The 25,476-nt window shown below is 61.6% G+C and carries 17 protein-coding genes and 1 other RNA gene; 10 read left to right on the top strand and 8 right to left on the bottom strand.

Annotated features, from left to right (window positions below):
• Positions 1–59: 59 nt before the first annotated feature.
• Entirely contained in the window at positions 60–1,250 is a 1,191-nt protein-coding gene (locus TK06_RS11830) for a benzoate/H(+) symporter BenE family transporter (RefSeq protein WP_063322230.1), read from the bottom strand.
• 375 nt (positions 1,251–1,625) lie between these two features.
• On the opposite strand from TK06_RS11830, the gene TK06_RS11825 reads away from it, so the two are divergent.
• Positions 1,626–2,390 (top strand): GntR family transcriptional regulator, encoded by a 765-nt coding sequence (locus TK06_RS11825; RefSeq protein ID WP_003183531.1) that lies wholly within the window; start codon positions 1,626–1,628, stop codon positions 2,388–2,390.
• A gap of 143 nt (positions 2,391–2,533) precedes the next feature.
• On the opposite strand, the gene guaD is transcribed toward TK06_RS11825, so the two are convergent.
• From guaD to xdhA, 4 genes are all read right to left on the bottom strand, one after another.
• Positions 2,534–3,838 carry a guanine deaminase gene (gene guaD, locus TK06_RS11820; RefSeq protein ID WP_063322229.1) on the bottom strand — a complete coding sequence of 435 codons (1,305 nt, stop codon included), beginning with the start codon at positions 3,836–3,838 and terminating at the stop codon, positions 2,534–2,536.
• A 19-nt stretch (positions 3,839–3,857) separates the two neighbouring features.
• Complete coding sequence (gene xdhC, locus TK06_RS11815; protein WP_063322228.1) at positions 3,858–4,700, bottom strand: xanthine dehydrogenase accessory protein XdhC; 843 nt, start codon at positions 4,698–4,700, stop codon at positions 3,858–3,860.
• 154 nt (positions 4,701–4,854) lie between these two features.
• Positions 4,855–7,254, bottom strand: coding sequence for a xanthine dehydrogenase molybdopterin binding subunit (gene xdhB / locus TK06_RS11810; protein ID WP_063322227.1), 2,400 nt, complete (start codon positions 7,252–7,254; stop codon positions 4,855–4,857).
• Complete coding sequence (gene xdhA / locus TK06_RS11805; RefSeq protein WP_063322226.1) at positions 7,247–8,701, bottom strand: xanthine dehydrogenase small subunit; 1,455 nt, start codon at positions 8,699–8,701, stop codon at positions 7,247–7,249. Before xdhA ends, xdhB begins: the two co-directional genes overlap by 8 nt.
• Positions 8,702–8,965: 264 nt before the next feature.
• On the opposite strand from xdhA, the gene TK06_RS11800 reads away from it, so the two are divergent.
• The 7 genes from TK06_RS11800 to ffs all read left to right on the top strand — a co-directional run bounded on the left by TK06_RS11800 (position 8,966) and on the right by ffs (position 19,178).
• Positions 8,966–9,625: a GntR family transcriptional regulator gene (locus TK06_RS11800; protein ID WP_063322225.1), complete on the top strand. Its 660-nt coding sequence runs from the start codon at positions 8,966–8,968 to the stop codon at positions 9,623–9,625.
• A gap of 2 nt (positions 9,626–9,627) precedes the next feature.
• Positions 9,628–13,116 (top strand): chromosome segregation protein SMC, encoded by a 3,489-nt coding sequence (smc, locus tag TK06_RS11795; protein ID WP_063322224.1) that lies wholly within the window; start codon positions 9,628–9,630, stop codon positions 13,114–13,116.
• Between the two features lie 258 nt (positions 13,117–13,374).
• A complete protein-coding gene (gene zipA / locus TK06_RS11790; RefSeq protein WP_063322223.1) occupies positions 13,375–14,220 on the top strand; it encodes a cell division protein ZipA in 846 nt (281 codons plus the stop codon).
• Between the two features lie 135 nt (positions 14,221–14,355).
• Positions 14,356–16,713, top strand: coding sequence for an NAD-dependent DNA ligase LigA (gene ligA / locus TK06_RS11785; protein ID WP_063322222.1), 2,358 nt, complete (start codon positions 14,356–14,358; stop codon positions 16,711–16,713).
• A 233-nt stretch (positions 16,714–16,946) separates the two neighbouring features.
• Positions 16,947–18,107 (top strand): zinc-binding metallopeptidase family protein, encoded by a 1,161-nt coding sequence (locus tag TK06_RS11780; protein ID WP_063322221.1) that lies wholly within the window; start codon positions 16,947–16,949, stop codon positions 18,105–18,107.
• A gap of 166 nt (positions 18,108–18,273) precedes the next feature.
• Entirely contained in the window at positions 18,274–18,624 is a 351-nt protein-coding gene (locus TK06_RS32435; RefSeq protein ID WP_153044837.1) for a hypothetical protein, read from the top strand.
• A 457-nt stretch (positions 18,625–19,081) separates the two neighbouring features.
• Positions 19,082–19,178: signal recognition particle sRNA small type (gene ffs / locus TK06_RS11775), an RNA gene on the top strand.
• 192 nt (positions 19,179–19,370) lie between these two features.
• Here the strand turns inward: ffs and TK06_RS11770 are convergent.
• Positions 19,371–19,877 (bottom strand): DUF4823 domain-containing protein, encoded by a 507-nt coding sequence (locus TK06_RS11770; RefSeq protein WP_063322220.1) that lies wholly within the window; start codon positions 19,875–19,877, stop codon positions 19,371–19,373.
• A gap of 211 nt (positions 19,878–20,088) precedes the next feature.
• Positions 20,089–20,403, bottom strand: a complete 315-nt coding sequence (locus TK06_RS11765; RefSeq protein ID WP_063322219.1) for a helix-turn-helix domain-containing protein — start codon at positions 20,401–20,403, stop codon at positions 20,089–20,091.
• Positions 20,404–20,741: 338 nt separating this feature from the next.
• Here TK06_RS11765 and TK06_RS11760 point away from each other — a divergent pair, with 338 nt between their 5' ends.
• A complete protein-coding gene (locus TK06_RS11760) occupies positions 20,742–22,490 on the top strand; it encodes a putative bifunctional diguanylate cyclase/phosphodiesterase (RefSeq protein ID WP_063322218.1) in 1,749 nt (582 codons plus the stop codon).
• Here TK06_RS11760 and TK06_RS11755 read toward each other — a convergent pair.
• Complete coding sequence (locus TK06_RS11755; protein WP_063322217.1) at positions 22,436–23,206, bottom strand: substrate-binding periplasmic protein; 771 nt, start codon at positions 23,204–23,206, stop codon at positions 22,436–22,438. The two genes, TK06_RS11760 and TK06_RS11755, sit on opposite strands and share 55 nt — an antisense overlap.
• 142 nt (positions 23,207–23,348) lie before the next feature.
• Between TK06_RS11755 and dnaX the strand changes: the two genes are divergently transcribed.
• A complete protein-coding gene (gene dnaX / locus TK06_RS11750) occupies positions 23,349–25,442 on the top strand; it encodes a DNA polymerase III subunit gamma/tau (protein WP_063322216.1) in 2,094 nt (697 codons plus the stop codon).
• Positions 25,443–25,476 lie beyond the last annotated feature (34 nt).

Below are 25,476 nucleotides of genomic sequence, written 5' to 3'. Positions count from 1 at the left end.
CTTGAAGCTTGAAGCTTGAAGCTACAAGCTTTGATCGTTCCCACGCTGCGTGGGAACGATCAATCCTTGCGCCAGTTCAGGATCAGCAACGTCAACACCCCCGCCACAATCCCCCAGAACGCCGAACCGATGGAGAACAGCGTCAGCCCCGACGCCGTGACCATGAAGGTGATCAACGCCGCTTCCCGCTCCTTCACTTCACTCATGGCGATGCTCAAGCCATTGATGATCGACCCGAACAGCGCCAAGGCCGCGATGGACAGCACCAGTTCCTTGGGCAGCGCCGCGAACAACGCCGCCAGCGTGGCGCCAAACACCCCGGCAATCCCGTAGAAGACCCCGCACCAGACCGCCGCCGTGTAGCGCTTGTTGCGATCTTCGTGGGCGTGGGGGCCGGTGCAGATCGCCGCGCTGATGGCCGCCAGGTTGATGCCATGGGAGCCGAACGGCGCCAGCAGTAGCGAAGCGATGCCGGTGCTGGTGATCAGCGGCGAGGCCGGCACGTTGTAGCCGTCGGCCCGCAGCACGGCGATGCCGGGCATGTTCTGCGAGGTCATCGCCACCACGAACAACGGAATGCCGATGCTGATGGTGGCCGCCAGGGAAAAGTGCGGCGTGGTCCACACCGGTGTCGCGACTTCCAGGGCGAAGCCGCTGAAGTCCAGCAGCCCCAACAGGCCCGACAGCGCCGTACCGATCAACAATGCCGCCAGTACCGCATAGCGGGGCGACAGGCGCTTGACGATCAGGTAGGTGAAAAACATCCCCAGCACCAGGCCGGTGCGATGCTGGGTGGCGACGAAGATCTCGCTGCCGATCTTGAACAGGATCCCCGCCAGCAACGCCGCCGCCAGCGAGGCCGGGATGCGCTTGACCAGGCGCTCGAAACTGCCGGTCAGGCCACAGATCGTCACCAATACTGCACAGGTGATATAGGCGCCGATGGCCTCGCCATAACTCACGCCACCCAGACTGGTGATCAGCAGCGCTGCGCCGGGTGTCGACCAGGCGATGGTGATCGGTGTGCGATAGCGCAGCGATAGGCCGATGGAACACACCGCCATGCCGATGGAAATTGCCCAGATCCACGAAGAAATCTGTCCGCTGGTCAGCCCGGCTGCCTGCCCGGCCTGGAACATCAGCACCAGGGAACTGGTGTAGCCGGTCATCATCGCGATGAACCCGGCGACGATGGCCGAGGGTGAGGTGTCGGCGAATGGACGAAGTGGCGTGGTCGTGACTTCGGTCATGGTGGACGATGATCCTTATTATAAATTGGCAGAATCTGAAGCAGCCCGGTGGCGAGGGAGCTTGCTCCCGCTGGGTGGCGCAGCCGCCCCAAAACCAGCCGATGCGGTGGGTCAGGCCATACGGCGTCGGTCTGTTTGGGCGTGCTCCGCACGCCAGCGGGAGCAAGCTCCCTCGCCACAGGGTTTTGGTTTTAAGCCTAAACTCAACGCAGTAGCCGATTGCAATACAGCCATGCCCGCAAACAGCCGTACAGTCGTGTTGCCATCAGAGGTTGTGTACAATCGCCGTGTCATTTACGCGATACTTGCCAGCGACCCGCTGTGCCGTATTACAGTCACGGTCAATTCGCCGCCGTTTTCCCGACCCGAGTGCCCATGAACGAACAGTTGCAACCCCTCAAGAAACAACCGCGAGCCGGTAAAGCCGGCCGCAGCGGAACCCAGGACGATATTGTCTATGCGCATATCTTCGAGGCTATCCTCGAACAACGCCTGGCGCCCGGTACCAAGTTGAGCGAAGAGGCACTGGGGGAGATTTTCGGGGTCAGCCGCACGATTATTCGTCGGGCGCTGTCACGCCTGGCCCACGAAGGCGTGGTGTTGCTGCGGCCCAACCGCGGCGCCGTGGTGGCCAGCCCGAGTGTCGAAGAGGCTCGCCAGGTCTTCATGGCCCGGCGCCTGGTGGAAAGGGCGATCACCGAATTGGCGGTGCAGCATGCCACGGCTGAACAATTGGCTGAGCTGCGGCAGATGGTCAGCGACGAACGCGACAGTTTCTCCCGTGGCGACCGCGGCGCCGGCATCCGTTTGTCGGGCGAGTTCCACCTCAAGCTGGCCGAAGCGGCGAAGAACGCCCCGCTGATCAGTTTCCAGCGCAGCCTCGTGTCCCAGACGTCGCTGATCATCGCCCAATACGAAAGCGGCAACCGCTCCCACTGTTCCTATGACGAACACACTCAGTTGATCGACGCCATCGAGGCCCGCGATGCCACACTGGCCGTGGACCTGATGATGCATCACATGGACCACATCGATAGCAAGCTCAACCTCGACGAGGAAAGCGCGTCGGATGACTTGCATGCGGTGTTCTCGCATTTGTTGCAGAGCAAGAAGCCGGGGCGGTCGACGGCCAAGCTCTGATTGAGTGGCGTCAGCGGCACCGACCCCGATCGTTCCCACGCTCTGCGTGGGAATGCCTCAACGGACGCTCCGCGTTCGGCTCTTGGGGACGCGGAGCGTCCCGGGCTGCATTCCCACGCAGAGCGTGGGAACGATCAGTGGGACTACCGCTGATGCACCAATTTACCGGCCGCATAAGTCTGCGCTACCGTCCGGTCATCCCCCAGCGTCATCAGCACGAACAACCGCTCGGCAATGTCCTTGGCCTGCTTGAGGCGATAGCCCAGCAGCGGCGTGGCGTTGTAGTCCAATACCAGGAAATCCGCGTCGGTGCCCGGCTGCAACGTCCCGATCTTGTCCTCCAGGCGCAGGGCCCGGGCGCCGCCGAGGGTGGCCAGGTACAGCGACTTGAACGGGCTCAGCCGCGCGCCCTGCAACTGCATCACCTTGTAGGCTTCGTTGAGGGTTTGCAGCAGCGAAAAACTGGTGCCGCCGCCCACATCCGTGCCCAACCCTACGTTCACCTTGTGTTTTTCGGCCATCGGCAGGTTGAACAGGCCGCTGCCCAGGAAAAAGTTCGAGGTGGGGCAGAAGGCGATGGCCGAACCGGTCTCGGCCAGGCGAGCGCATTCGTCGTCGCACAGGTGCACGCCGTGGGCGAACACCGAGCGTTCGCCGAGCAGTTGGTAGTGGTCGTAGACGTCCAGGTAACCCTTGCGCTCCGGGAACAGCTCTTTGACCCATTGCACTTCCTGCAGGTTTTCACTGATGTGGGTCTGCATGTACAAATCGGGATATTCCCCCAGCAACTGACCAGCCAGGGTCAATTGCTCCGCAGTGCTGGTGGGCGCGAAGCGTGGGGTCACCGCGTAGTGCAGGCGGCCCTTGCCGTGCCAGCGCTCGATCAGCGCCTTGCTCTCGGTGTAGCTGGATTCGGCCGTGTCGACCAGATAGTCCGGAGCATTGCGATCCATCATCACTTTGCCGGCGATCATTCGCAGGTCGAGCTTCTGGGCCACTTCAAAAAACGAATTCACCGATTGCGGGTGCACGCTGCCGAACACCAGCGCGGTGGTGGTGCCGTTGCGCAGCAGTTCCTTGACGAAAATATCGGCCACGGCATCGGCGTGGGCCTTGTCGACGAACTGGCTTTCGCAGGGGAAGGTGTAGGTGTTGAGCCAGTCCAGCAATTGCTCGCCATAGGCGCCGACCATGCCGGTCTGGGGCAAGTGAATGTGGGTGTCGATCAAGCCGGGGGTGATCAGCGCATCCGGGTAATGAATGACTTCGATGTCAGTTGCCAGGGTCGGCAGCAGGTCGCGGGCGTGACCGATGGCGCTGATCTGGCCGTTTTCCACCACCAGCAAACCGTCTTCGAAATATTCATAGGACGCCTCGATACCGACTTCGGCCGGGTCGGCGAGGCTGTGGAGCAGGGCGGCGCGGTAGGCTTTGCGTGTCAGGGGCATGGGAATTCTCAACGAGTGTTCAACGGTTCGCCTGGCTGCGGCGCGAGGCCGGTAGCAGCTTGGCGATCGGTTCGGCGCGGGCGGTGTGCTGGCCGAAATCCGCGTTATAGGTGGCGATGATTTCGCCGGCGATGGAGATGGCGATTTCCACAGGCAACTTGCCTTTGACTTCGCCGATGCCCATGGGGCAACGCATGCGCTGCAAGGTGGCGCTGTCGAAGCCGCGATCACGCAGGCGATGTTCGAACTTGACCCGTTTGGTCCTTGAGCCAATCAGGCCGAAGTAGGCGAAGTCGTTGCGCTTGAGGATCGCGGCGCTCAGTTCCAGGTCGAGCTGATGATTGTGGGTCATGACGATGCAGTAGCTGCCGGCGGGCAATTCGTCGACTTCATCCAGTGGCTCTTCGCTGACGATCTTGCGCACGCCATGGGGCAGGTGTTCGGGGAACTCCGCCTCCCGCGAATCGATCCAGCGCACTTTGCAGGGCAGGCTCGCCAGCAGCGGCACCAGGGCGCGGCCGACATGGCCGGCGCCGAACACGGCGATTTGCGCCTGGACCTGGCCCATGGGTTCGAACAGCAACACGGTGACGCCACCGCAGCACTGGCCCAGGCTCGCACCGAGGCTGAAGCGCTCCAGATGGGTGTTTTGCTGGCCGCTGGCGAGCATGTGCCGGGCGATTTCCATGGCCTTGTATTCCAGGTGCCCGCCACCGATGGTGTCGAACGTCTGGCTGGCGCTGATGACCATTTTCGAACCGGCGTTGCGTGGGGTGGAGCCGAGTTCTTCGATGATCGTCACCAGCACGCAGGGTTCGCCGCGGGTTTGCAGGTCGGCGAGGGCGCTGATCCAGTTGTACATATTCACCTCGACATCTGACTGATCGTTCCCACGCTCTGCGTGGGAATGCATCTTTGGACGCTCCGCGTCCGCTCTTCAAACTTCGACGCAGAGCGTCGGGGGCTGCATTCCCACGCAGAGCGTGGGAACGATCATTACGCTCCGCGTCTGCTCTTCAAAGCGGAGCTAGCTCGGCCGCGACTTGCGCAGGCTTCACGGTCTTCAACTGCCGCATCTGCTCACACCCCCACAACACCCGCTCCGGCGTTGCCGGGGCGTCGATGTTCGGTTGGTGCTGGTAATCCCCCAGGCTCGCCACCGCGTCCTTGATGGCGCACCACGCGGCAATGCCGAGCATGAACGGCGGTTCACCCACGGCTTTGGAGTGGAACACCGTGTCCTCTGGGTTCTTGCGGTTTTCCACCAGTTTGACCCGCAGGTCCAGCGGCATGTCGGCCACGGCGGGGATCTTGTAGCTGGCCGGGCCATTGGTCATCAGCTTGCCCTTGTCGTTCCACACCAGTTCTTCCATGGTCAGCCAGCCCATGCCCTGGATGAAACCACCCTCGACCTGGCCGACGTCGATGGCCGGGTTCAGCGAGGCGCCAACGTCGTGGAGGATGTCGGTGCGCAGCATCTTGTACTCGCCGGTGAGGGTGTCGACGATCACTTCGGCACAGGCCGCGCCAAAGGCGTAGTAGTAGAAGGGGCGGCCGCGGGCCTGGCTGCGGTCGTAGTAGATTTTCGGGGTCTTGTAGAAGCCAGTGCTCGATAGCGAAACCTGGGCGAAATACGCCTGCTGCACCAGCGCCTCAAAGGTCAGGATGTGGTCGCGCACCCGCACATGGCCGTTGTGGAATTCCACGTCTTCTTCGCTGACCTTGTACTGCCGTGCAGCGAATTCCACCAGGCGCTGCTTGATGGTCTCGGCCGCATTCTGCGCCGCCTTGCCGTTCAGGTCGGCGCCGCTGGACGCCGCGGTGGGCGAGGTGTTCGGCACTTTGTCGGTGTTGGTCGCGGTGATTTGCACCCGGTCCATTTCCACCTGGAACACCTCGGCCACCACTTGCGCGACCTTGGTGTTCAGGCCTTGGCCCATTTCGGTGCCGCCATGGTTCAGGTGGATGCTGCCATCGGTGTAGACGTGGATCAGCGCGCCGGCCTGGTTGAGGAAACTGGCGGTGAACGAAATGCCGAATTTCACCGGGGTCAGCGCCAGGCCTTTTTTCAGGATCGGGCTATTGGCGTTGTAGCAACGGATCGCCTCGCGGCGTTCGGCGTACTGGCTGCTTTGCTCAAGCTCGGCGGTCATTTCCTCGAGCATGTTGTGCTCGACAGTCTGGTAGTAGTGGGTGACGTTGCGCTCGGTCTTGCCGTAGTAGTTGGCCTTGCGCACGGCCAGCGGATCGAGCCCGAGGTGCCGGGCGATGGCATCCATCACCTCTTCGATGGCGACCATGCCTTGCGGCCCGCCGAAACCACGGTATGCGGTGTTCGAGGCGGTGTTGGTCTTGCAGCGGTGGCCGTTGATGGTCGCATCGCCCAGGTAATAGGCGTTGTCGGCATGGAACATCGCCCGGTCGACAATCGAGGCCGACAGGTCCGGCGAGCAACCGCAGTTGCCCGCCAGTTCCAGGGCGATGCCATGCAAGCGGCCGCGGCTGTCGAAGCCGACGTCGTATTCGATGTAGAAGGGGTGGCGCTTGCCGGTCATCAGCATGTCTTCGACCCGGGGCAGGCGCATCTTGGTTGGCTGGCCCGTGAGGTGGGCGATGACGGCGCACAGGCACGCCGGGCTGGCGGCTTGGGTTTCCTTGCCGCCGAACCCACCGCCCATGCGGCGCATGTCCACCACGACCTTGTTCATCGACACGCCCAGCACTTCGGCCACCAGTTTCTGCACTTCGGTGGGGTTCTGGGTCGAGCAATAGACGATCATGCCGCCATCTTCGGTGGGCATCACCGAGGAGATCTGGGTTTCCAGGTAAAAGTGTTCCTGGCCGCCGATGTGCAGCGAACCCTGGATGCGATGCTCGGCGCTCGCCAGGGCCGTGGCCGAGTCACCGCGCTGGTGGGTGTGGCTGTCGAGCACGAAATGCCGTTTGCGCAGGGCTTCGACCACGTCCAGTACCGGCTCCAGGTCTTCGTATTCGACGATGGCCGCCATCGCGGCCTGGCGGGCGGTGTCCAGGTCCTTGGCGGCGACGGCCAGCACCGGTTGACCGACGAACTGCACGTCATCGATGGCCAGCAACGGATCGCCGGGCAACAGTGGGCCGATGTCCTTCAGGCCGGGGATGTCTTGGTGGGTAATGGCGATGCGCACACCTTCGAAGGCGTAGCAGGGCGCGGTGTCGATGCGGATGATCCGGGCGTGGGCGCGGTCCGATAGCCGGGCGTAGACGTGCAACTGGTTCGGGAATTCCAGGCGGTCATCGATGTACTGCGCTTCGCCGGACACATGCTTGGCGGCGCTGTCGTGCTTGACGCTGCGGCCCACGCCAGTGGTCAGGTCGCGGGCGAACAGCTCGGCCAGTTCGGCTTGGGTCTTCTCTACGGCGTGATGGTTAGACATAAGCGGTCACCCGAGTCTCGATGTGCGGCGTTTGCAGTTCGATGAAGTATTTGCGCAACAGGTTGCGGGCGCTGAGCAGGCGGTATTCCTTGCTGGCGCGGAAATCCGACAGCGGTGTGAAGTCCTCGGCCAGGGCCGCGCAGGCGCGTTCGACGGTGCTGTCGGTCCACGGCGCACCGATCAATACCGCTTCGCAATGGGTGGCGCGCTTGGGTGTGGCGGCCATGCCGCCGAAGGCAATGCGGGCATCGCGGACCACGCCGTTGTCGATGCGCAGGTTGAACGCCGCGCACACCGCGGAAATATCATCGTCCAGGCGCTTGGACACCTTGTAGGCGCGGAATGCCTGCTCGGCACTGGCCCGGGGCACGATGATCTTCTCGATGAATTCGCTTTCCTGGCGCGCCGTGACGCGGTAGTCGATGAAATAGTCTTCCAGCGCCAGGGTCCGGCGGGTCTGGCCCTTGCACAGCACGATCTGCGCGCCGAGGGCGATCAGCAGCGGCGGCGAGTCGCCGATCGGCGAGGCGTTGCCGATGTTGCCGCCCAAGGTGCCTTGGTTGCGGATCTGCAGCGAGGCAAAGCGCTGCAGCAGTTCGCCGAAGTCCGGGTACTCAGCCTTCAAGGCTTCGTAACAATCGGAGAGGGCGGTGGCGGCGCCGATTTCCAGGCGATCGTCGAAGCGTTCGATGCGCTTGAGTTCGGCCACGTTGCCCACGTAGATCATCACCGGCAGGGTGCGGTGAAACTGCGTGACTTCCAAGGCCAGGTCGGTGCCGCCGGCCAACAGGCGCGCCTGGGGATAGGCATCATAGAGATCGGCCAGGTCGGCCACGGTCAGCGGTACCAGGCAGTGCTTGTCACCACTGTTGAGTTCACCGGTTTCGGTCGGGGCGATGGCTTTGAGGCGGGCGATGGTTTCAGCCTCGCGAGCGTCGAACTGGTCCGGCTGCTTACCGCAGCAGGCCTGCTCGGCCGCGGCCAGGATCGGCCGGTAGCCGGTGCAACGGCAGAGATTGCCGGCCAGGGCTTCGTGGGCTTTATGGGCGTCGGATTGTTCGCTGTTCTTTTGCAGGGCGAACAGCGACATGACGAAGCCTGGTGTGCAGAAGCCGCATTGCGAACCGTGGCAATCGACCATCGCTTGTTGGACGCTGTGCAACTGGCCCTGGTGCTTGAGGTCTTCGACGCTGATCAGTTGCTTGCCGTGCAGGGCCGAGACGAAAGTCAGGCACGAATTGAGGCTGCGGTAGCGCATGCGCTCACGGCCGGTTTCATCCACATGCAGTTCGCCCACCACCACGGTGCACGCGCCACAGTCGCCGCTGGCGCAGCCTTCTTTGGTACCGGACTTACCAACATGCTCGCGTAAATAGTTGAGCACGGTCAGGTTCGGGTCCAGGGCGTGCTCGCTACGGAGTTCCTGGTTGAGTAAAAACTGGATCACGGAAGGCCTCGCAGACTCATTATTGTTGTATCGACTTGGGCCGAATTTATCAGTTTTGACTTTTCGGTCAACGATTTTCTGACTTAAAGGTCAGGAAAATTCGTTTTGTCGATGAACAACGTGTAGGTTCAGTATTGACCCTTGGGTGACGCCCTGCTTTTTTGCTTGAATCGTGCCAAAAACCCGGTACAGGCCCTGCGCCATGACGTATCGAGTGCGCTACACTGCGCCGCTTGTGCAAATCGAAGAGTTTGAAGGACAACCATGACGTTCAAGGCCCCGGACAGCCTCGCCGAGCAAATCGCCCACCATCTCGCCGAACGCATCATTCGCGGCGAAATGAAGCCGGGAGAGCGCATCCAGGAGCAGAAGGTCACGCTGGCGCTCAACGTCAGCCGCGGTTCGGTCCGCGAGGCCTTGCTGATCCTGGAGCGACGCCACTTGATCGCGATCCTGCCGCGCCGCGGCGCCCACGTCACCGAACTCACCGAGCACAAGGTGCGCAGCCTCTGCACGTTGATGAGCGAGCTGTACATCCTGCTGGGCTACGCTGTGGCCCATGGCTGGAAAGAGCAGGCCGACATGGCGCCGTTCGTAGCGATTCAGCAGCGTCTCAACGACGCCTACGCGCGCCAGGACATCCGCACCTTCGTCGATGAAAGCTTCAGCGTGATGCGCGCCGCCTATCCCTTTGCCAACAATCCGTACTTGCAGGAAACCGTCGAGAACCTGCAACCGGCCATGAGCCGTGCCTATTTCCTGGCCCTGGACCAGCGCAAGGCGGAAATGAGCGAGTTCCTCGACCTGTTCCAGCGCCTGCTCGCCGCTGTGCTGGCCCGTGATCTGCCGCAGATTCGCCTCGTGCTGACGGCCTACGCCCAGCGCAGTTGCGATCTGGTGGTCTCTGCCCTGACGAAGGCTTGAACGTGCGGCTCAAGTGCATCAAATTGGCGGGGTTCAAATCCTTCGTCGACCCGACTACGGTGAACTTCCCCAGTAACATGGCGGCAGTGGTCGGGCCAAATGGTTGCGGCAAGTCGAACATTATCGATGCCGTGCGTTGGGTGATGGGCGAGAGCTCGGCCAAGAACCTGCGCGGCGAGTCGATGACCGACGTCATCTTCAACGGCTCCACCAGCCGAAAGCCGGTGAGCCAGGCCAGCATCGAGCTGTTGTTCGATAACTCCGACGGCACCCTGGTGGGTGAATACGCCGCGTATGCGGAAATCTCCATTCGTCGCAAAGTGACCCGCGACAGCCAGAACAGCTACTTCCTCAACGGCACCAAGTGCCGACGCCGCGACATCACCGATATTTTCCTCGGCACCGGCCTGGGCCCGCGCAGCTACTCGATCATCGAACAGGGCATGATCTCCAAGCTGATCGAGGCCAAGCCCGAAGACCTGCGCAACTTCATTGAAGAAGCCGCCGGTATTTCCAAATACAAGGAACGGCGGCGCGAAACCGAAAACCGCATTCGTCGCACCCACGAAAACCTCGCGCGCCTGACCGACCTGCGCGAAGAACTCGAGCGCCAGCTGGAGCGTCTGCACCGGCAGGCCGAGGCCGCGAAGAAGTACCAGGAATACAAGGGCGAGGAGCGCCAGCTCAAGGCCCAACTGTCGGCCCTGCGTTGGCAGGCGTTGAACGAGCAGGTCGGTCAGCGTGAGGCGATCATCGGCAACCAGGAAGTCAGTTTCGAGGCCCTGGTGGCCGAGCAACGCAACGCCGACGCCGCCATCGAACGCCTGCGTGACGGCCACCACGACCTGTCCGAGCGCTTCAATCTGGTGCAGGGGCGCTTCTATTCCGTGGGGGGCGACATCGCCCGGGTCGAGCAGAGCATCCAGCACGGTCAGCAACGGCTGCGACAGTTGCAGGATGACTTGAAGGAAGCCGAGCGGGCGCGCCTGGAAACCGAATCCCACCTGGGCCACGACCGCACGCTGCTGCTGACCCTTGGCGAAGAGCTGGACCGGCTCACGCCGGAGCAGGAAATCACCAGCGCCGCCGCCGAAGAGGCCGCCGCAGCCCTGGAAGAAGCCGAGCTGACCATGCACGGCTGGCAAGAGCAGTGGGACAGCTTCAACCTGACCTCGGCCGAGCCACGGCGCCAGGCTGAAGTCCAGCAGTCGCGCATCCAGCAGTTGGAAACCAGCATGGAGCGCCTGGCCGAACGGCAGCGCCGCCTGGCCGAAGAGCGTGCCTTGCTCGCGGCGGACCCGGAAGACGCGGCGATTCTGGACCTGAGCGAGCAACTGGCGACCAGCGAAGCCACGCTCGAAGACTTGCAGGCCAGCGAAGACGCCCAGGTCGAACGGCTTGAGCAACTGCGCCAGGCCTTGCAACTGGCCTTGCAGAATCAGCAACAGGCCCAGGGCGAATTGCAGCGGCTCAATGGGCGTTTGGCTTCGCTGGAAGCCTTGCAGCAAGCCGCGCTGGACCCAGGCACCGGCACCGCCGAATGGCTGCGCGACCAGCATCTGGCCGAGCGTCCGCGATTGGCCGAGGGCCTGAAGGTCGATGCCGGTTGGGAGCTGGCGGTGGAAACCGTGCTGGGTGCCGACCTGCAAGCGGTGCTGGTGGATGACTTCGGCGGCTTCGACCTGTCGGGTTTCACCCAGGGCGATCTGCGCCTGCTCAGCCCGGCTGGCGACGGCGTACGAATCCCCGGCAGCTTGCTGGACAAGGTCGAGGCCCAGGTCGATCTGTCGCCGTGGCTGGGGCAGGTCAAGCCGGTGGAAAGCCTTGAGCAGGCCTTGGCCCTGCGCGGACAGTTGGCGGCAGGCGAAAGCCTGATCAGCCGGGACGGTTATTGGGTCGGTCGGCATTTCCTGCGGGTACGCCGGGCCAGTGAAGCCGAGAGCGGCATGCTCGCCCGGGGCCAGGAAATCCAGCGCCTGGGCGCCGAACGGGAGGAGCGCGAAGCCAGCGTCGAAGCCCTGGAAACCGAATTGCAAAACCTGCGGGCGCAACAGCGTCAGCAGGAGAATGGTCGCGAACACCTGCGGCGGCTGTTGCAGGATGAGGCGCGCCAGCAAGGCGAGCTCAAGGCGCAGTTGTCGGCCGGCAAGGCCAAGGTCGAACAGCTGGCGTTGCGCCGCACCCGCCTGGAAGAAGAAATCGCCGAACTGGGCGAGCAGCGGGCGCTGGAGCACGAACAGATCGGCGAGGCGCGCTTGCAACTGCAAGAAGCCCTCGACGCCATGGCGCTGGACACCGAGCAGCGTGAATTGCTGCTGGCCCAGCGTGACAGCTTGCGTGAGCGCCTGGACCGGGTGCGCCAGGAAGCACGCCAGCACAAGGATCATGCCCATCAGTTGGCGGTGCGCCTGGGCTCGCTCAAGGCCCAGCACGACTCCACGCGCCAGGCCTTGGAACGGCTGGAAATGCAGTCCGAACGCCTGACCGAAAAACGCGAGCAGTTGAGCCTCAATCTGGAGGAGGGCGAAGCGCCGCTCGAAGAGCTGCGCCTCAAGCTCGAAGAGTTGCTCGACAAGCGCATGAGCGTCGACGAAGAACTCAAGACCGCGCAGATCGCCCTGGAGGACGCCGACCGTGAACTGCGCGACGCCGAAAAGCGTCGCAGCCAGGCCGAGCAGCAATCGCAACTGATCCGCGGCCAGATGGAACAGCAGCGCATGGAGTGGCAAGCCCTGACGGTGCGGCGCAAAGCCTTGCAGGACCAATTACTGGAAGACGGCTACGACCTCGACGGTGTGCTCGCCACCCTGGTGGCCGGGGCGAACGAGAAGGACGCCGAGGAGGAGTTGGAACGCATTGCCCAGCGCATCCAGCGCCTGGGGGCAATCAACCTGGCGGCCATCGACGAGTACCAGCAGCAGTCCGAGCGCAAGCGTTACCTGGACGCCCAGAACGACGATCTGGTGGAAGCGCTGGAGACCCTGGAAAACGTCATTCGCAAGATCGACAAGGAAACCCGCAACCGCTTCAAGGATACCTTTGATCAGATCAACGGTGGTTTGCAGGCCCTTTTCCCAAAAGTTTTCGGTGGCGGCAGCGCTTACTTGGAACTGACGGGCGAAGATTTACTCGATACAGGGGTGACAATCATGGCGCGTCCTCCTGGCAAGAAGAACAGCACCATCCATTTGCTCTCCGGTGGCGAAAAGGCGCTGACCGCGCTGGCCCTGGTGTTTGCCATCTTCAAATTGAACCCGGCGCCGTTCTGCATGCTCGACGAGGTCGACGCACCGTTGGACGACGCCAACGTAGGTCGTTACGCACGGCTGGTGAAGGAGATGTCTGAAACGGTGCAGTTCATCTACATCACCCACAACAAGATCGCCATGGAAATGGCCGATCAGTTGATGGGCGTAACCATGCATGAGCCGGGCTGTTCGCGGCTAGTGGCGGTGGATGTGGAGGAGGCCATGGCCATGGTGGATGCCTGAACAACCGGTTGTAGGGCTTCTACTTGGAACGCTGTAGGTATTTTTTACCCTTGGGCCTGTTGTTCAAATCACAGATTGGGCACAAGCCTGTGTGACAGACGGTGTAAAGTTATCTTTGGTCGTGCTAGTTTAATGTCAATTTTTCGTATGCGTGGGCAAAAGGCCATTCAGAACATAGAGTTGGCGCCACGTTTTAAAGCGGTTTGCAAATAGCTAAGCCCCTTATTTTTCAGCATTTTTATAGAGGCACGGGATTACATGGAAATCGGTCTGCGCGAGTGGCTGATCGTCATCGGCATCATTGTCATTGCCGGTATTCTTTTCGACGGCTGGCGTCGCATGCGCGGCGGCAAGGGGAAGCTGAAGTTTCGCCTGGACCGCAGCCTGTCGAACCTGCCGGATGAGGACGACAACGCCGAGCTGTTGGGCCCGCCCCGGGTGCTGGACACCCACAAGGAGCCGCAGCTGGACGAACACGACTTGCCGTCGATGAGCGCGCCTGCCCGTGAGCCACGGGAATCGGGTTCCAAGCGCGGCAAGCGCAACAGTGAGCCATCCCAGGGGGATTTGAACCTGAACCTCGACCTGGATGGTGGTCCGAGCTTCAGCAGTCGCGACAGCGACTTCCCGGACGAGAACAAAACCTCGAGCGCCGACAAGGACCAGGCCCAGGCTGAAGAAGTGTTGGTGATCAGCGTGATCTGCCGCGACCCGGCCGGCTTCAAGGGCCCGGCATTGCTGCAGAACATCCTGGAAAGCGGCCTGCGTTTCGGCGAGATGGACATTTTCCACCGTCACGAGAGCATGGCCGGCAACGGCGAGGTGCTGTTCTCCATGGCCAACGCCGTCAAGCCTGGCGTGTTCGACCTGGACGACATCGATCATTTCAGCACGCCAGCGGTGAGTTTCTTCCTCGGCCTGCCGGGCCCACGTCATCCCAAGCAAGCCTTCGACGTGATGGTGGCTGCGGCGCGCAAGCTGTCCCAGGAGCTCAATGGCGAACTCAAGGATGACCAGCGCAGCGTGCTGACCGCCCAGACCATCGAGCACTACCGCCAGCGCATCGTCGAATTCGAGCGTCGTGCGTTGACCCAGAAACGCTAAGCGATGAACGGCTCTCAAACCCAGAGAGCTTTATGTGGCGAGGGAGCTTGCTCCCGCCGGGGTGCGAAGCACCCCCATATGTATCAAGAAAATCGAGCAGCCTAGGCTGCTCTTTTGCTTTATGAGAGAACACCCATGACTGCCGTCGAAACCCGCATCCAACAGCTGCGCACCGAGTTGGATCAGCACAACTATCGTTACCATGTCCTCGACGAGCCGAGCATCCCCGATGCCGAATACGACCGTCTGTTTCACGAACTCAAGGCCCTGGAAGAGCAGCACCCGGAGCTGGTGACCAGCGATTCCCCGACCCAGCGCGTCGGCAGCATGGCGCTGTCGGCGTTCAGCCAGGTGCGGCACGAGATCCCGATGCTCAGCCTGGGCAACGCCTTCGACGAGGCCACCATGCGCGAGTTCGACCGCCGGGTGACTGAAGGCCTCGACCTGCCCATGGGCGATTTGCTGGGCGGTGGCGCGGCGGTTGAATACAGCTGCGAGCCGAAGCTCGATGGCTTGGCGGTCAGCCTGTTGTATCAGGACGGCCTGCTGGTGCGCGGAGCCACGCGCGGTGATGGCACCACGGGCGAGGACATCAGCGTCAATGTGCGTACCGTGCGCAACATCCCCCTTAAGTTGCAGGGCAGTGGCTGGCCGCCGCTGCTGGAAGTGCGCGGCGAGGTGTACATGTCCAAGGCCGGTTTCGAGCGCCTCAACGCTACGCAACTGGAAGCGGGTGGCAAGACCTTCGCCAACCCGCGCAACGCGGCGGCGGGGAGCCTGCGCCAGCTGGATTCCAAGATCACCGCCAACCGCCCGCTGGAATTCTGCTGCTACGGTATCGGCCAGGTGACTACGGACATTGCCGATACCCACATCGGCAATCTCAAGCAACTCAAGGCCTGGGGCCTGCCCATCAGCCGTGAATTGAAGCTGGCCCATGGTATTGACGAATGCCTGGATTACTACCGCGACATCGGCGAGCGGCGCAACGCGTTGCCTTATGAAATCGACGGGGTGGTGTTCAAGGTCAACAGTATCGCCTCCCAACGCGAACTGGGTTTCCGCGCCCGGGAACCACGCTGGGCCATCGCTCATAAATTCCCGGCCTCTGAAGAACTCACCGAGTTGCTGGACGTCGAGTTTCAGGTCGGTCGCACTGGCGCCGTGACGCCCGTGGCGCGCCTCAAGCCGGTCAAGGTCGCTGGCGTGACCGTGGCCAACGCCACGTTGCACAACATGGACGAAGTGGCGCGTCTGGGCCTGATGATCGGCGACACGGTGATCATCCGCCGCGCCGGGGATGTGATTCCGCAAGTGGTGCAGGTGATCACCGAACGTCGGCCGGAGCATGCTCGTCCGGTCGCGATCCCACAGCAGTGCCCGGTGTGCGGCTCCCATGTGGAGCGCACGCAACTGATCAAGCGCAGCAAGGGCCGTGAAACCATCAGCGAAGGCGCGGTGTACCGCTGCGTCGGTCGCCTGGCCTGTGGCGCGCAGCTCAAGCAGGCGATCATTCACTTCGTCTCGCGTCGGGCCATGGACATCGAGGGGCTGGGCGAGAAGAGTGTCGAGCAACTGGTGGACGAGGGCCTGGTGGGTTCGCCCGCCGACCTGTATGCCCTGACCTTCGAGCAGGTGGTCGACCTGGAGGGTTTCGCCGAACTGTCGAGCAAGAACCTGCTGGCGGCCATTGTCGACAGCAAAAAACCGAGCCTGGCGCGTTTTATCTACGCCCTCGGCATCCCGGACGTGGGCGAGGAAACCGCCAAGGTCCTGGCTCGCTCTCTTGGTTCGCTGGAGCGCGTACAAGCGGCTTTGCCCCAGGTGCTCACCTACTTGCCCGACGTCGGCCTGGAAGTGGCCCACGAGATCCACAGCTTCTTCGAAGACCCACACAACCGCCAGGTGATCAAGGACCTGCTGCGCCACGGTCTCGAGATTCAGGACCAAGGCGAGTTGGGCGCCGAGTTCTCCGCCAGCACAACCCTGGGCGGCTTTCTCGACAAACTGGACATCCCCTCGGTTGGGCCGGGCGGGGCGCAGAAACTGGCAGACAAGTTCGGTTCACTCGAAGCGGTGATGAATGCCGACTGGCTTGACATGCGCCAGGCGTTGCCGGAAAAGCAGGCCAACGCCGTGCGCGAGTTCTTCGCCAATGCCAGCAACCGTCAGCAGGCCGAGGCAGCGGAACGACAGTTGCGCGACTTTGGCATGCACTGGCAGAGCGAGAAGAAGGTCGTCGAAGGCTTGCCCGAGGCGGGGCATACCTGGGTGCTGACCGGTTCGCTGGAGTTGATGAGTCGCGACGTCGCCAAGGACAAGCTGGAGAGCCTGGGGGCGAAGGTCGCCGGTTCCGTGTCGGTGAAAACCCACTGCGTGGTGGCGGGGCCGGGCGCCGGGTCGAAATTGACCAAGGCCAATGAGCTGGGGCTCAAGGTGCTGGATGAAGAGGCGTTCGTGGCTTTCTTGAGCAAGCATGGCATCACGGTTTAATCGTGAGGGCGCCGCTGTGGCGAGGGAGCTTGCTCCCGCTCGGCGGCGCAGCCGTCGTAAAACCTCCTGACGCGGTCCGTCTGGGGAGGTTGCGTCGTTCCGATTGCGGCGGCTGCGCCACCCAGCGGGAGCAAGCTCCCTCGCCACGGTTTATCGGGCACTATGACGCAACGCGTGGGAACGATCATGGATACAGGGTGATCTAGTCTTGCAGGCCCCAGGGAGAGATCGCCATGCACCGCTTCTTCGAACAACTGAGCTCACGCATCGCCGCGCCGTTCCTGGGCGATCGGTCACGTAACAGCAAGGTCTGGCCGTGCCGCTGTGGCCAGTCGTTGTTTTTTCGCAATAGCCAATGCCTGGCCTGCCTGGCGGCGCTGGGTTATCAACCTGAGCAGAGTCGTCTGACGTCCTTGCAACCTGGCGAGCAAGCCGGGACCTGGACGCTGGACGTTGATCCCCAAGCCGGGCTGTTTCGCCGTTGCGCCAACCTCGACACCGCGGCGGCCTGTAATTGGCTGCTGCCGGACAATGGGCACGACACCCTGTGCGTCGCCTGTAGCCTGAACCGCACCATTCCCGACCTGTCGATCCCGGAAAACCCAGAACGCTGGCGCAAGGTCGAGACCGCCAAGCGTCGACTGGTCGCGCAATTGATTACTCTCGGCTTGCCGGTGATCCCGAAAACCGTCGATGAAAGTATCGGCCTGGCTTTTGACTTCATCGGTGTCGACCCCGACGGCACGCCACCCACCACCGGTCACGCCAGCGGGCTGATCACCCTCGACATCAAGGAAGCTGACGATGCCCATCGCGAATATGTGCGCCAGCAGATGCGCGAGCCGTATCGCACCTTGCTTGGGCATTTCCGGCATGAGGTGGGGCACTACTACTGGGACCGGCTGGTCGCCAACAGCCACTGGCTCGAGGCTTTTCGCGAGCTGTTCGGCGATGAGCGCGCCAGCTACGCCGATGCCCTGGAGCAGCACTACCAGCAAGGCGCGCCGCTGGACTGGCAAACCCGCTACGTCAGCGCCTATGCCACCATGCACCCGTGGGAGGACTGGGCGGAAACCTGGGCCCATTACCTGCACATGATGGACGCGGTGGACACCGCCCTGGGGTTCGGTATGAGCGCCCGGGAAATGGATTTCGACTACCAGCCGTTCCCGCCCGAGACCTTGTACGACCCCGAACACGCTGGCGGCGTGGCATTCCTCTCGTTCGTCAACGCCTGGATCGAACTGGCCGGCATGCTCAACGAACTGTCCCGCAGCATGGGCCAGCCGGATTTCTACCCATTCGTCGTACCGGCCGCGGTGATTACCAAGCTGCACTTCATCCATCTGGTGATCCAGGAGGAGGGTGGTCGGGCGGATGGGGTACTGTTGTAGTTTGCTCACGCAGGAAGTTTTGCTCGCCAGATACAGAGTCGACTCTCGATAAGAGGCTGGGCGAAGTTAAAGTGATGCCATTTGTTTTGACAGTGGTTTTATATTCTAGCTTTCCTTTACCCTAAGGCCGCCATGGATGATGGCTATATTTATTATGGAAAATTTTATGAAACATGATCAGATGGATAAGGCAACGACCATTCCCAATATGCCCCGGAGACTTTCCCAGGCAGGACAGAGCACTTACACCATTATATTGGCCTGGCAAATTTCGGATAACGTCTGCCCCGACCAGATTGCCGCTCATACGTTCAGAGTGACTGCCGTGTCTACAGGGCAGGGGCAGTTTGTCCCCGCCACCACTGTCCGGCCGGACCATCGTGGTTGGTACCGCCATGAAATAGGCGTCAGTGGTGGCTCCAGGCCGGTGTACTTCAATGTTCAAGTTCGGGCCCAGGCGCTTAATGGTGAATATGGACCGTTCTGTCCAGCGGTGGTTTGTAATACCTCGTCATGATTAGAAGGGCCAAGTAATAACATCCGCTGTTTTTAGTGGCTGTCATGGCCTTTGTCGGAATATTAAATCTGTCAACGAAAGAAGAATGACCAATAGTCTTTAGGCCATGGGTCTAGCTGTTGCTGAGGTTTAGCATCGATAATCATTTGGGGGTGTAGTTCAAACACTCATATTGAATGTACCGACGCCTTCGCGAGCAAGCCCGCTCCCACACGGGCCCTCGGGTGTTCACCTCGGTGTCCCCACAGATTCCCTGTGGGAGCGGGCTCGCTCGCGAAAGCGGTAGGTCAGCTTGTATTCATGTCGAATGTGCCGATGCCTTCGCGGGCAAGCTTTGCGCCTACAGCAAGTGCTTGAACATCTTCAGTTTTTTAATCCGGCACGAACGGTTGTAACTTCTTGCCAGATAGGTACAATGGCGCGGCTCGCCGTCAGGCGGGCGTCGTTATGGTGACCCCATCGGTCCCCCCGCAACGATTACCCGTGAACCTGGTCAGATCCGGAAGGAAGCAGCCACAGCGGGAACATTGTGTGCCGGGGTGTGGCTGGTGGGGTTGCCTCCATAACGCCCAAGCCTTCGTTCGCAAGGTTTGCCAAATTCCAACCATTAGTTTTATTTTGCTGACCGATATCGATCGTTGCGTTCTGCTGTCTGGATTTTGCCGCGGCCAGGGCAAACGAGTGCCGGAGGAGAGGTCCGGTTCGGACTGCTCGACGGACCGAGCTCCTATCGCAGGCCGATTGGATCAGTATTGAGCTTTAACATATTCAGCAATCGGCTCATGTAGCAAGTCCTGTGGATGGTCCCCGCCAAAGGTCGCCCATTTGCTTTTGCCGGACAGGACCGCAGACCCCAGTGGCTGCTCTTCTGTCGGACCATAAATGGCGAGTTTTACTGCAATCTTGTCGGGGAGCCCCGACCATTCTGTGGCGCGTTCTTCCCAGTGCAGGATTTCTGGGATGACGTAGTAACCCGAAGGGCTGCTCTGTCTCAGGCAGCTCAATTCACGGCACGCGGCTCTTACCGTCACACGGTTGGTGTAATAAGAGAAAGCTGTTTTAACGGCGGCAGCTGTCATATCGCCGGATGCAGGGTAGGGCGTTGTTTCGTAGCTGCCGTCGACCGGTGTGGCGATGGTGACGGGCATTTGCCTATCAAGTTTTGCCTGGTTGGAGAATACGTCTTGCTGAGCGTATTTGGCGGTGCAGCCGGTGGCGAGTATCGAGACAAGAATGACCGAAAATTTATGCACTGTGTCCCCTTGGATTTATTGTGTCGACGAGTCATAAGCGTCATAGGGACGCGGAATCAGCGCTTTGATAGTCGAGGTTCGTGGCGAACGATGTCAATGTGACATTCTGTCTTGCGTCACCCTCGGAATTGGAAGGGCAGGGCAAACAAACGCCAAAGAGAACCCCGGTCTGTCTCCCATCGACAGCCCCGGCTTCTATCTCATCTGCGCATCAAGGCTTGGACAAGGCCTGGTCAACCGCAGCGATCAGCTTTCCCAGATCCTTCGGGGTGGCTCTGTGTATGACACCGAACAGATAGGCCCGCTGTTCGTCCTCATCGCCCATGTCGGCAAAAAAGGCTTTCAGTTGTACATCCAGCACATTGGCAAGCAGGAACAAGGCTTCGACGCTGGGGGTGTAGGTGCCGGTTTCGAAGCGGCTGATGGTTTTGGGGTCAAAACCGGTTTTTTCGCCAAGTTCAGCCTGAGTAAGCCCCGCTACTTTGCGGTAGCGTCTGATGGCTGGACCCAAACTTGAAATTTGCATCGCTTAATTCCCATTTAGAATCAAGAACTTAACGATAGATTTTCGCATTAGGCAACCGCGTGATCCATCACCTTACTTTGCAAAGTGTGATGTGTTTCGTAGAATCGGCCTTTAGCACGGGTATTTGGCGACCTGCTTCAGAAGCCGGGGGCGTGTGCAGGGACCGGGCCTTGCGTTCTTGCCGCGATACTCGGCAAGGGCTGAAGCGCTCCCTTAGTACCGCCAGGGCCCGCGCTCCAGCTTCTCTCAAAGTGTTTGAGCCTAGTTGATTTTCGCCTGTCTTGAAGGCGGTGCAACCGCGCGCGACAAATGAGCCTGACTCATGGATGACTGCTTCGATGGATAAGAAGTACCGCAGAGCCGTTGACGCCGCCGCGATTTTTTCCGAAACCGATCTGAGCGGGCGCATCACCTACGTCAACGATCAATTTTGCAGCCTTTTTGGTTACCGGCGCGATGAGTTGCTGGGTGTGAACCATCGCCTGCTCAATTCCGGCCAGCACCCTGACGAGTTTTTCAGCTCCATGTGGCACACCATTGCCCTGGGCCAGGTCTGGAAAGGGGAAATCTGCAACCGGGCCAAGGACGGTACGCTGTACTGGGTCGACACCACCCTGGTGCCAGTGATCGATGACGATACAGGACAAGTCGAACGCTACCTGGCGATTCGCTTCGATGTCAGCGAAAAGCGTCGCCTGCTGCATTCCCTGCAATGGCGGGTTGGTCACGATGTGCTGACCGGGTTGCCCAATCGCACTTATCTGTCCGATCTGCTGGACCAGGCCCTGGAGTTTTCTCGTGCGGAAAACTTGCCCCTGGCGGTGTGCATGCTCGACCTCGATGGCTTCAAGGCGGTCAATGACGGCTACGGCCACGCCAGTGGCGATCGGCTGCTGGTGGAGGTCGCCAGGCGCCTGCGCAGTATCGTGCGGGGCGAGGATGTGGTGGCGCGGCTGGGTGGGGACGAGTTCGTGCTGGTGCTGCGCCATGTGCGTGGGATGGATGAGTTGCACGCCGCGTTGAGCCGGGTGTTGATCGCTGTTTCCATGCCGTATGGCATTGACGGGAAGGGCATCAAGGTCTTCGCCAGCATTGGCGTCACATTGTTTCCTTGGGATAACGAAGACGCCGAGACCTTGTTGCGTCATGCCGACCAGGCGATGTACGTGGCCAAGCAAAGCGGTCGCAATCGTTTCCATTTGTTCGATGTGTCCCGGGACAAGGAAGTGCGAGCCACTTACCAGACCGTCGAGCGGGTCCGCCAGGCGCTGGCCGGCAATGAGTTGCGGCTGCATTTCCAGCCCAAGGTCAACATGCGCCACGGCACCGTGGTCGGCCTGGAGGCGCTGCTGCGCTGGAAGCACCCGCAACGTGGCCTGGTGCCGCCTCGGGAGTTCCTGCCGCTGGTGGAAGAGACCGACCTGATCGTCGAGATCGGCGAGTGGGTCATGGAGCAGGTATTGACCCAGTTGCAGCAATGGCTGCAAGTGGGGCAGGGCTGGCCGGTGAGCATCAATATCTCGGCGCGGCATTTCCAGCGAGCGGATTTTGTCGAGCGGCTGCGACAGGTGTTGGAGCGACATCCGGCGGTACCGCCACGCCTGTTGGATCTGCAGATTGTCGAATCGGTCGCGGTGGAGAACCTTGCCCACGTCAGCGCTTGCCTCCAGGCCTGCCATGCCTTGGGCGTGGGGTTTTCGCTGGGTGGGTTCGGCACCGGCTACTGCTCGCTCAATGATCTCAAGCACCTGCGCACGCAAACCATCAAGATCGACAAGACCTTTGTCCGCGACATCCTCCATGACCGCGACGACCTGGCACTGACCAAAGCGGTGATCGGCCTGGCTCGGGCGTTTGGCCGTGAGGTGGTCGCCGAAGGGCTGGACAGCCTCGAGCACGGCCAACTGCTGTTGAACCTGGGCTGTGAGGTGGCACAAGGTTATTTCATCGCACGGCCCATGCCGCCCGAACGGATACCCGGCTGGGTGCAGGGCTTCATCCCGCCGTCGCAATGGCAGCAGCGGCCAGGTGATCAGGGGGAGGGTGCCTCTCTCCTGGCCTGCGATGCGTCACTGCGGCCAGTGTAAAGCTGGACGATCGCGTCGATTTCTCCGGACGTCTTCATGTTCAGCAAGGTTCTCAGGATGCGTTGCGCTGGAATGTTCGGATCGTTGCGCACGTAACAGCTCAACTGCTGTTCCTGAAGCACAGCCACGGCACGGATTTGTCGATCCGCCGTATGGCGTTGATTGAACCAGTCCAGTGCCCACTGGTTGCTGACCGCATAGCTATAGCGGCCTGCCAGCAGTTTCGCCAGCACTTGCTCCTGGCTGCGAGCATCGTCTCGGCGCAGTTGGCCGCTGTTGAACAAGGGTTGCAAGGTCGGGTAGGTATAGCTGAGCACCGTGCCTATGGCCTGGTGCGCCAGCATTGCCGGTGTTACTGCCGCAGGTGCGTTTGCCGTGGCGACGAGCAGGTCGCGCTGGAAAAACAATGGGATGCTCCACAGATAATCGCCGCCATCACTCACCCAGTCAGGGCTGACATAGCAACGTACGTCGATCTCGCCGTGTTTCATGGCGCTGTCCAGCCGGGCGCGGGACAGGACGTGGAATTGCGCTGGCAGTCCCATTTGGGTCGCCAGGCTGGTCATTATATCGGGAAGGATGCCCTGGGTCGGGCGACCCCGTTCGATCTGCACCATGGGCATAGCCCAGCCGTCGGTAACGGCAAAACGCAAAGGTACTTCATCAGCAAAACAACCTGTCCCCAACAACAGCAAAGCCCCCATGGCTGAGCGCATAAACTCTCCTGACTGTGCAAACCGCGTCGACAACCGAGTCCCTGATCCCATCTTAGTCAGATTAGACGAGCACACCGGATGCAATTTCGCCCCTGCTCCGCTAGCATTAGCCGCTTATGTTCCTTCGTTGCGACGGTTTTCGATGAGTTATCAGGTTCTTGCACGTAAATGGCGTCCGCGCTCGTTCCGCGAAATGGTCGGCCAGACCCATGTGCTCAAGGCTCTGATCAATGCCTTGGACAGCCAGCGGCTGCACCATGCCTACCTGTTCACGGGTACCCGTGGCGTGGGCAAGACCACCATCGCGCGGATCATCGCCAAGTGCCTGAACTGTGAAACCGGCATCACCTCCACGCCTTGCGGCGAGTGCTCGGTCTGCCGGGAAATCGACGAGGGCCGTTTCGTCGACCTGATCGAGATCGACGCCGCCAGCCGCACCAAGGTCGAAGACACCCGCGAGCTGCTCGACAACGTGCAGTACGCGCCGAGCCGTGGGCGCTTCAAGGTCTACCTGATCGACGAAGTGCACATGCTCTCCAGCCATTCCTTCAATGCGCTGCTCAAGACCCTTGAGGAGCCGCCGCCCTACGTCAAGTTCATCCTGGCGACCACCGACCCGCAGAAACTTCCTGCAACGATTTTGTCGCGATGCCTGCAGTTCTCCCTGAAGAACATGACGCCGGAACGGGTCGTCGAGCACCTGACCCACGTACTGGGCGTCGAGAACGTGCCCTTCGAGGACGATGCGCTGTGGCTGCTGGGTCGCGCCGCCGATGGTTCGATGCGCGACGCCATGAGCCTGACCGACCAGGCCATCGCTTTCGGTGAAGGCAAGGTCATGGCCGCCGATGTCCGGGCCATGCTCGGCACCCTCGACCACGGCCAGGTCTATGACGTTTTGCATGCGTTGATCGAAGGCGATGCCAAGGCGCTGCTCGAAGCGGTGCGTCACCTGGCCGAGCAGGGGCCGGACTGGAATGGCGTACTCTCGGAAATCCTCAACGTGCTGCACCGCGTCGCCATTGCCCAGGCCCTGCCCGAAGGCGTCGACAACGGCCATGGCGATCGTGATCGCGTTCTGGCCCTGGCCCAGGCGTTGCCGGCCGAAGATGTGCAGTTCTATTACCAGATGGGCCTGATCGGCCGTCGCGACCTGCCCCTGGCACCCGATCCGCGCGGCGGCTTCGAAATGGTCCTGCTGCGGATGCTGGCGTTCCGGCCAGCCGACACAGCGGATGCCCCGAGGCAAGCGCTAAAGCCAGTGGGGATCAGCCAGGCCACAGCTGATTCCGCCAAGCCAGTGGCTGCCGCGCCCGTCGTTGCGCCGGCAGTGGCTTCGGCTCCGGTAGCGTCGGCACCTGTGGCACCTGTGGCACCTGTGGCACCAGCGACCCCGACACCCGTTGTCGCGGCCCCTGAGCCAGAACCTGAACCGATCGTCGAGGCGCTGCCCGAACCGGTCGCCGAAGCCGTTGTCGATCTGCCCTGGAACGATCCGATCGAGCCCGAGGTTGTCCAGCAACCTGCCGTGGAACCGGTCCTGGAGACCATCGCCGAGCAGCCCGAGTTGCCGCCGATGCCTTTGCCGACGCCCGACAGCGTGGTGCCCGATGCGCCTGAGTGGGTCGCCGCGCCGGTGCCCGAACCGACAGTGGCCGACGTCGATGTCGCCACGCCAGGCATCGATCAGGATGACGAACCGCCGCTGGACGAGGATTACATCGAGCCAGACCTGGATTCGGCCTACAGCTACCTGGACGACCTGGCCAGCGAGCACGCCGCTGAGCCGGCCCCGGAGCCCGAGCCGGAACCGGCGGCGATGCCGGCCACCGGGCTGGCCCTGCAATGGCTGGAGCTGTTCCCTAAGCTGCCGATCAGCGGCATGACCGGCAGCATCGCCGCCAACTGCACGCTGATGGCCGTGGAGGGCGACCACTGGCTGCTGCACCTGGACCCGGCCCACAGCGCGCTGTTCAACGCGACCCAGCAGCGCCGCCTCAACGATGCGCTGAACCAGTACCACCAGCGCACCCTGACGCTGACCATCGAGCTGATCAAGCCCGAGCAGGAGACCCCGGCCCAGGCCGCATCCCGGCGCCGTGCCGACCGTCAGCGCGAAGCCGAGGAGTCGATCCACGGTGATCCATTCATCCAGCAGATGATGCAACAGTTCGGCGCCGTGGTCCGTCACGATACTATCGAACCTGTCGAGGCCCCGGTCACCCAGGGCTCATAACTGAAGGCGCCGGGCCGAACGGGCCGGGCGCGTT

It is taken from the genome of Pseudomonas fluorescens, assembly GCF_001623525.1.
GTDB classification, from domain to species: domain Bacteria; phylum Pseudomonadota; class Gammaproteobacteria; order Pseudomonadales; family Pseudomonadaceae; genus Aquipseudomonas; species Aquipseudomonas fluorescens_Q.
This window is presented reverse-complemented; position numbering and strand designations above follow the sequence as displayed.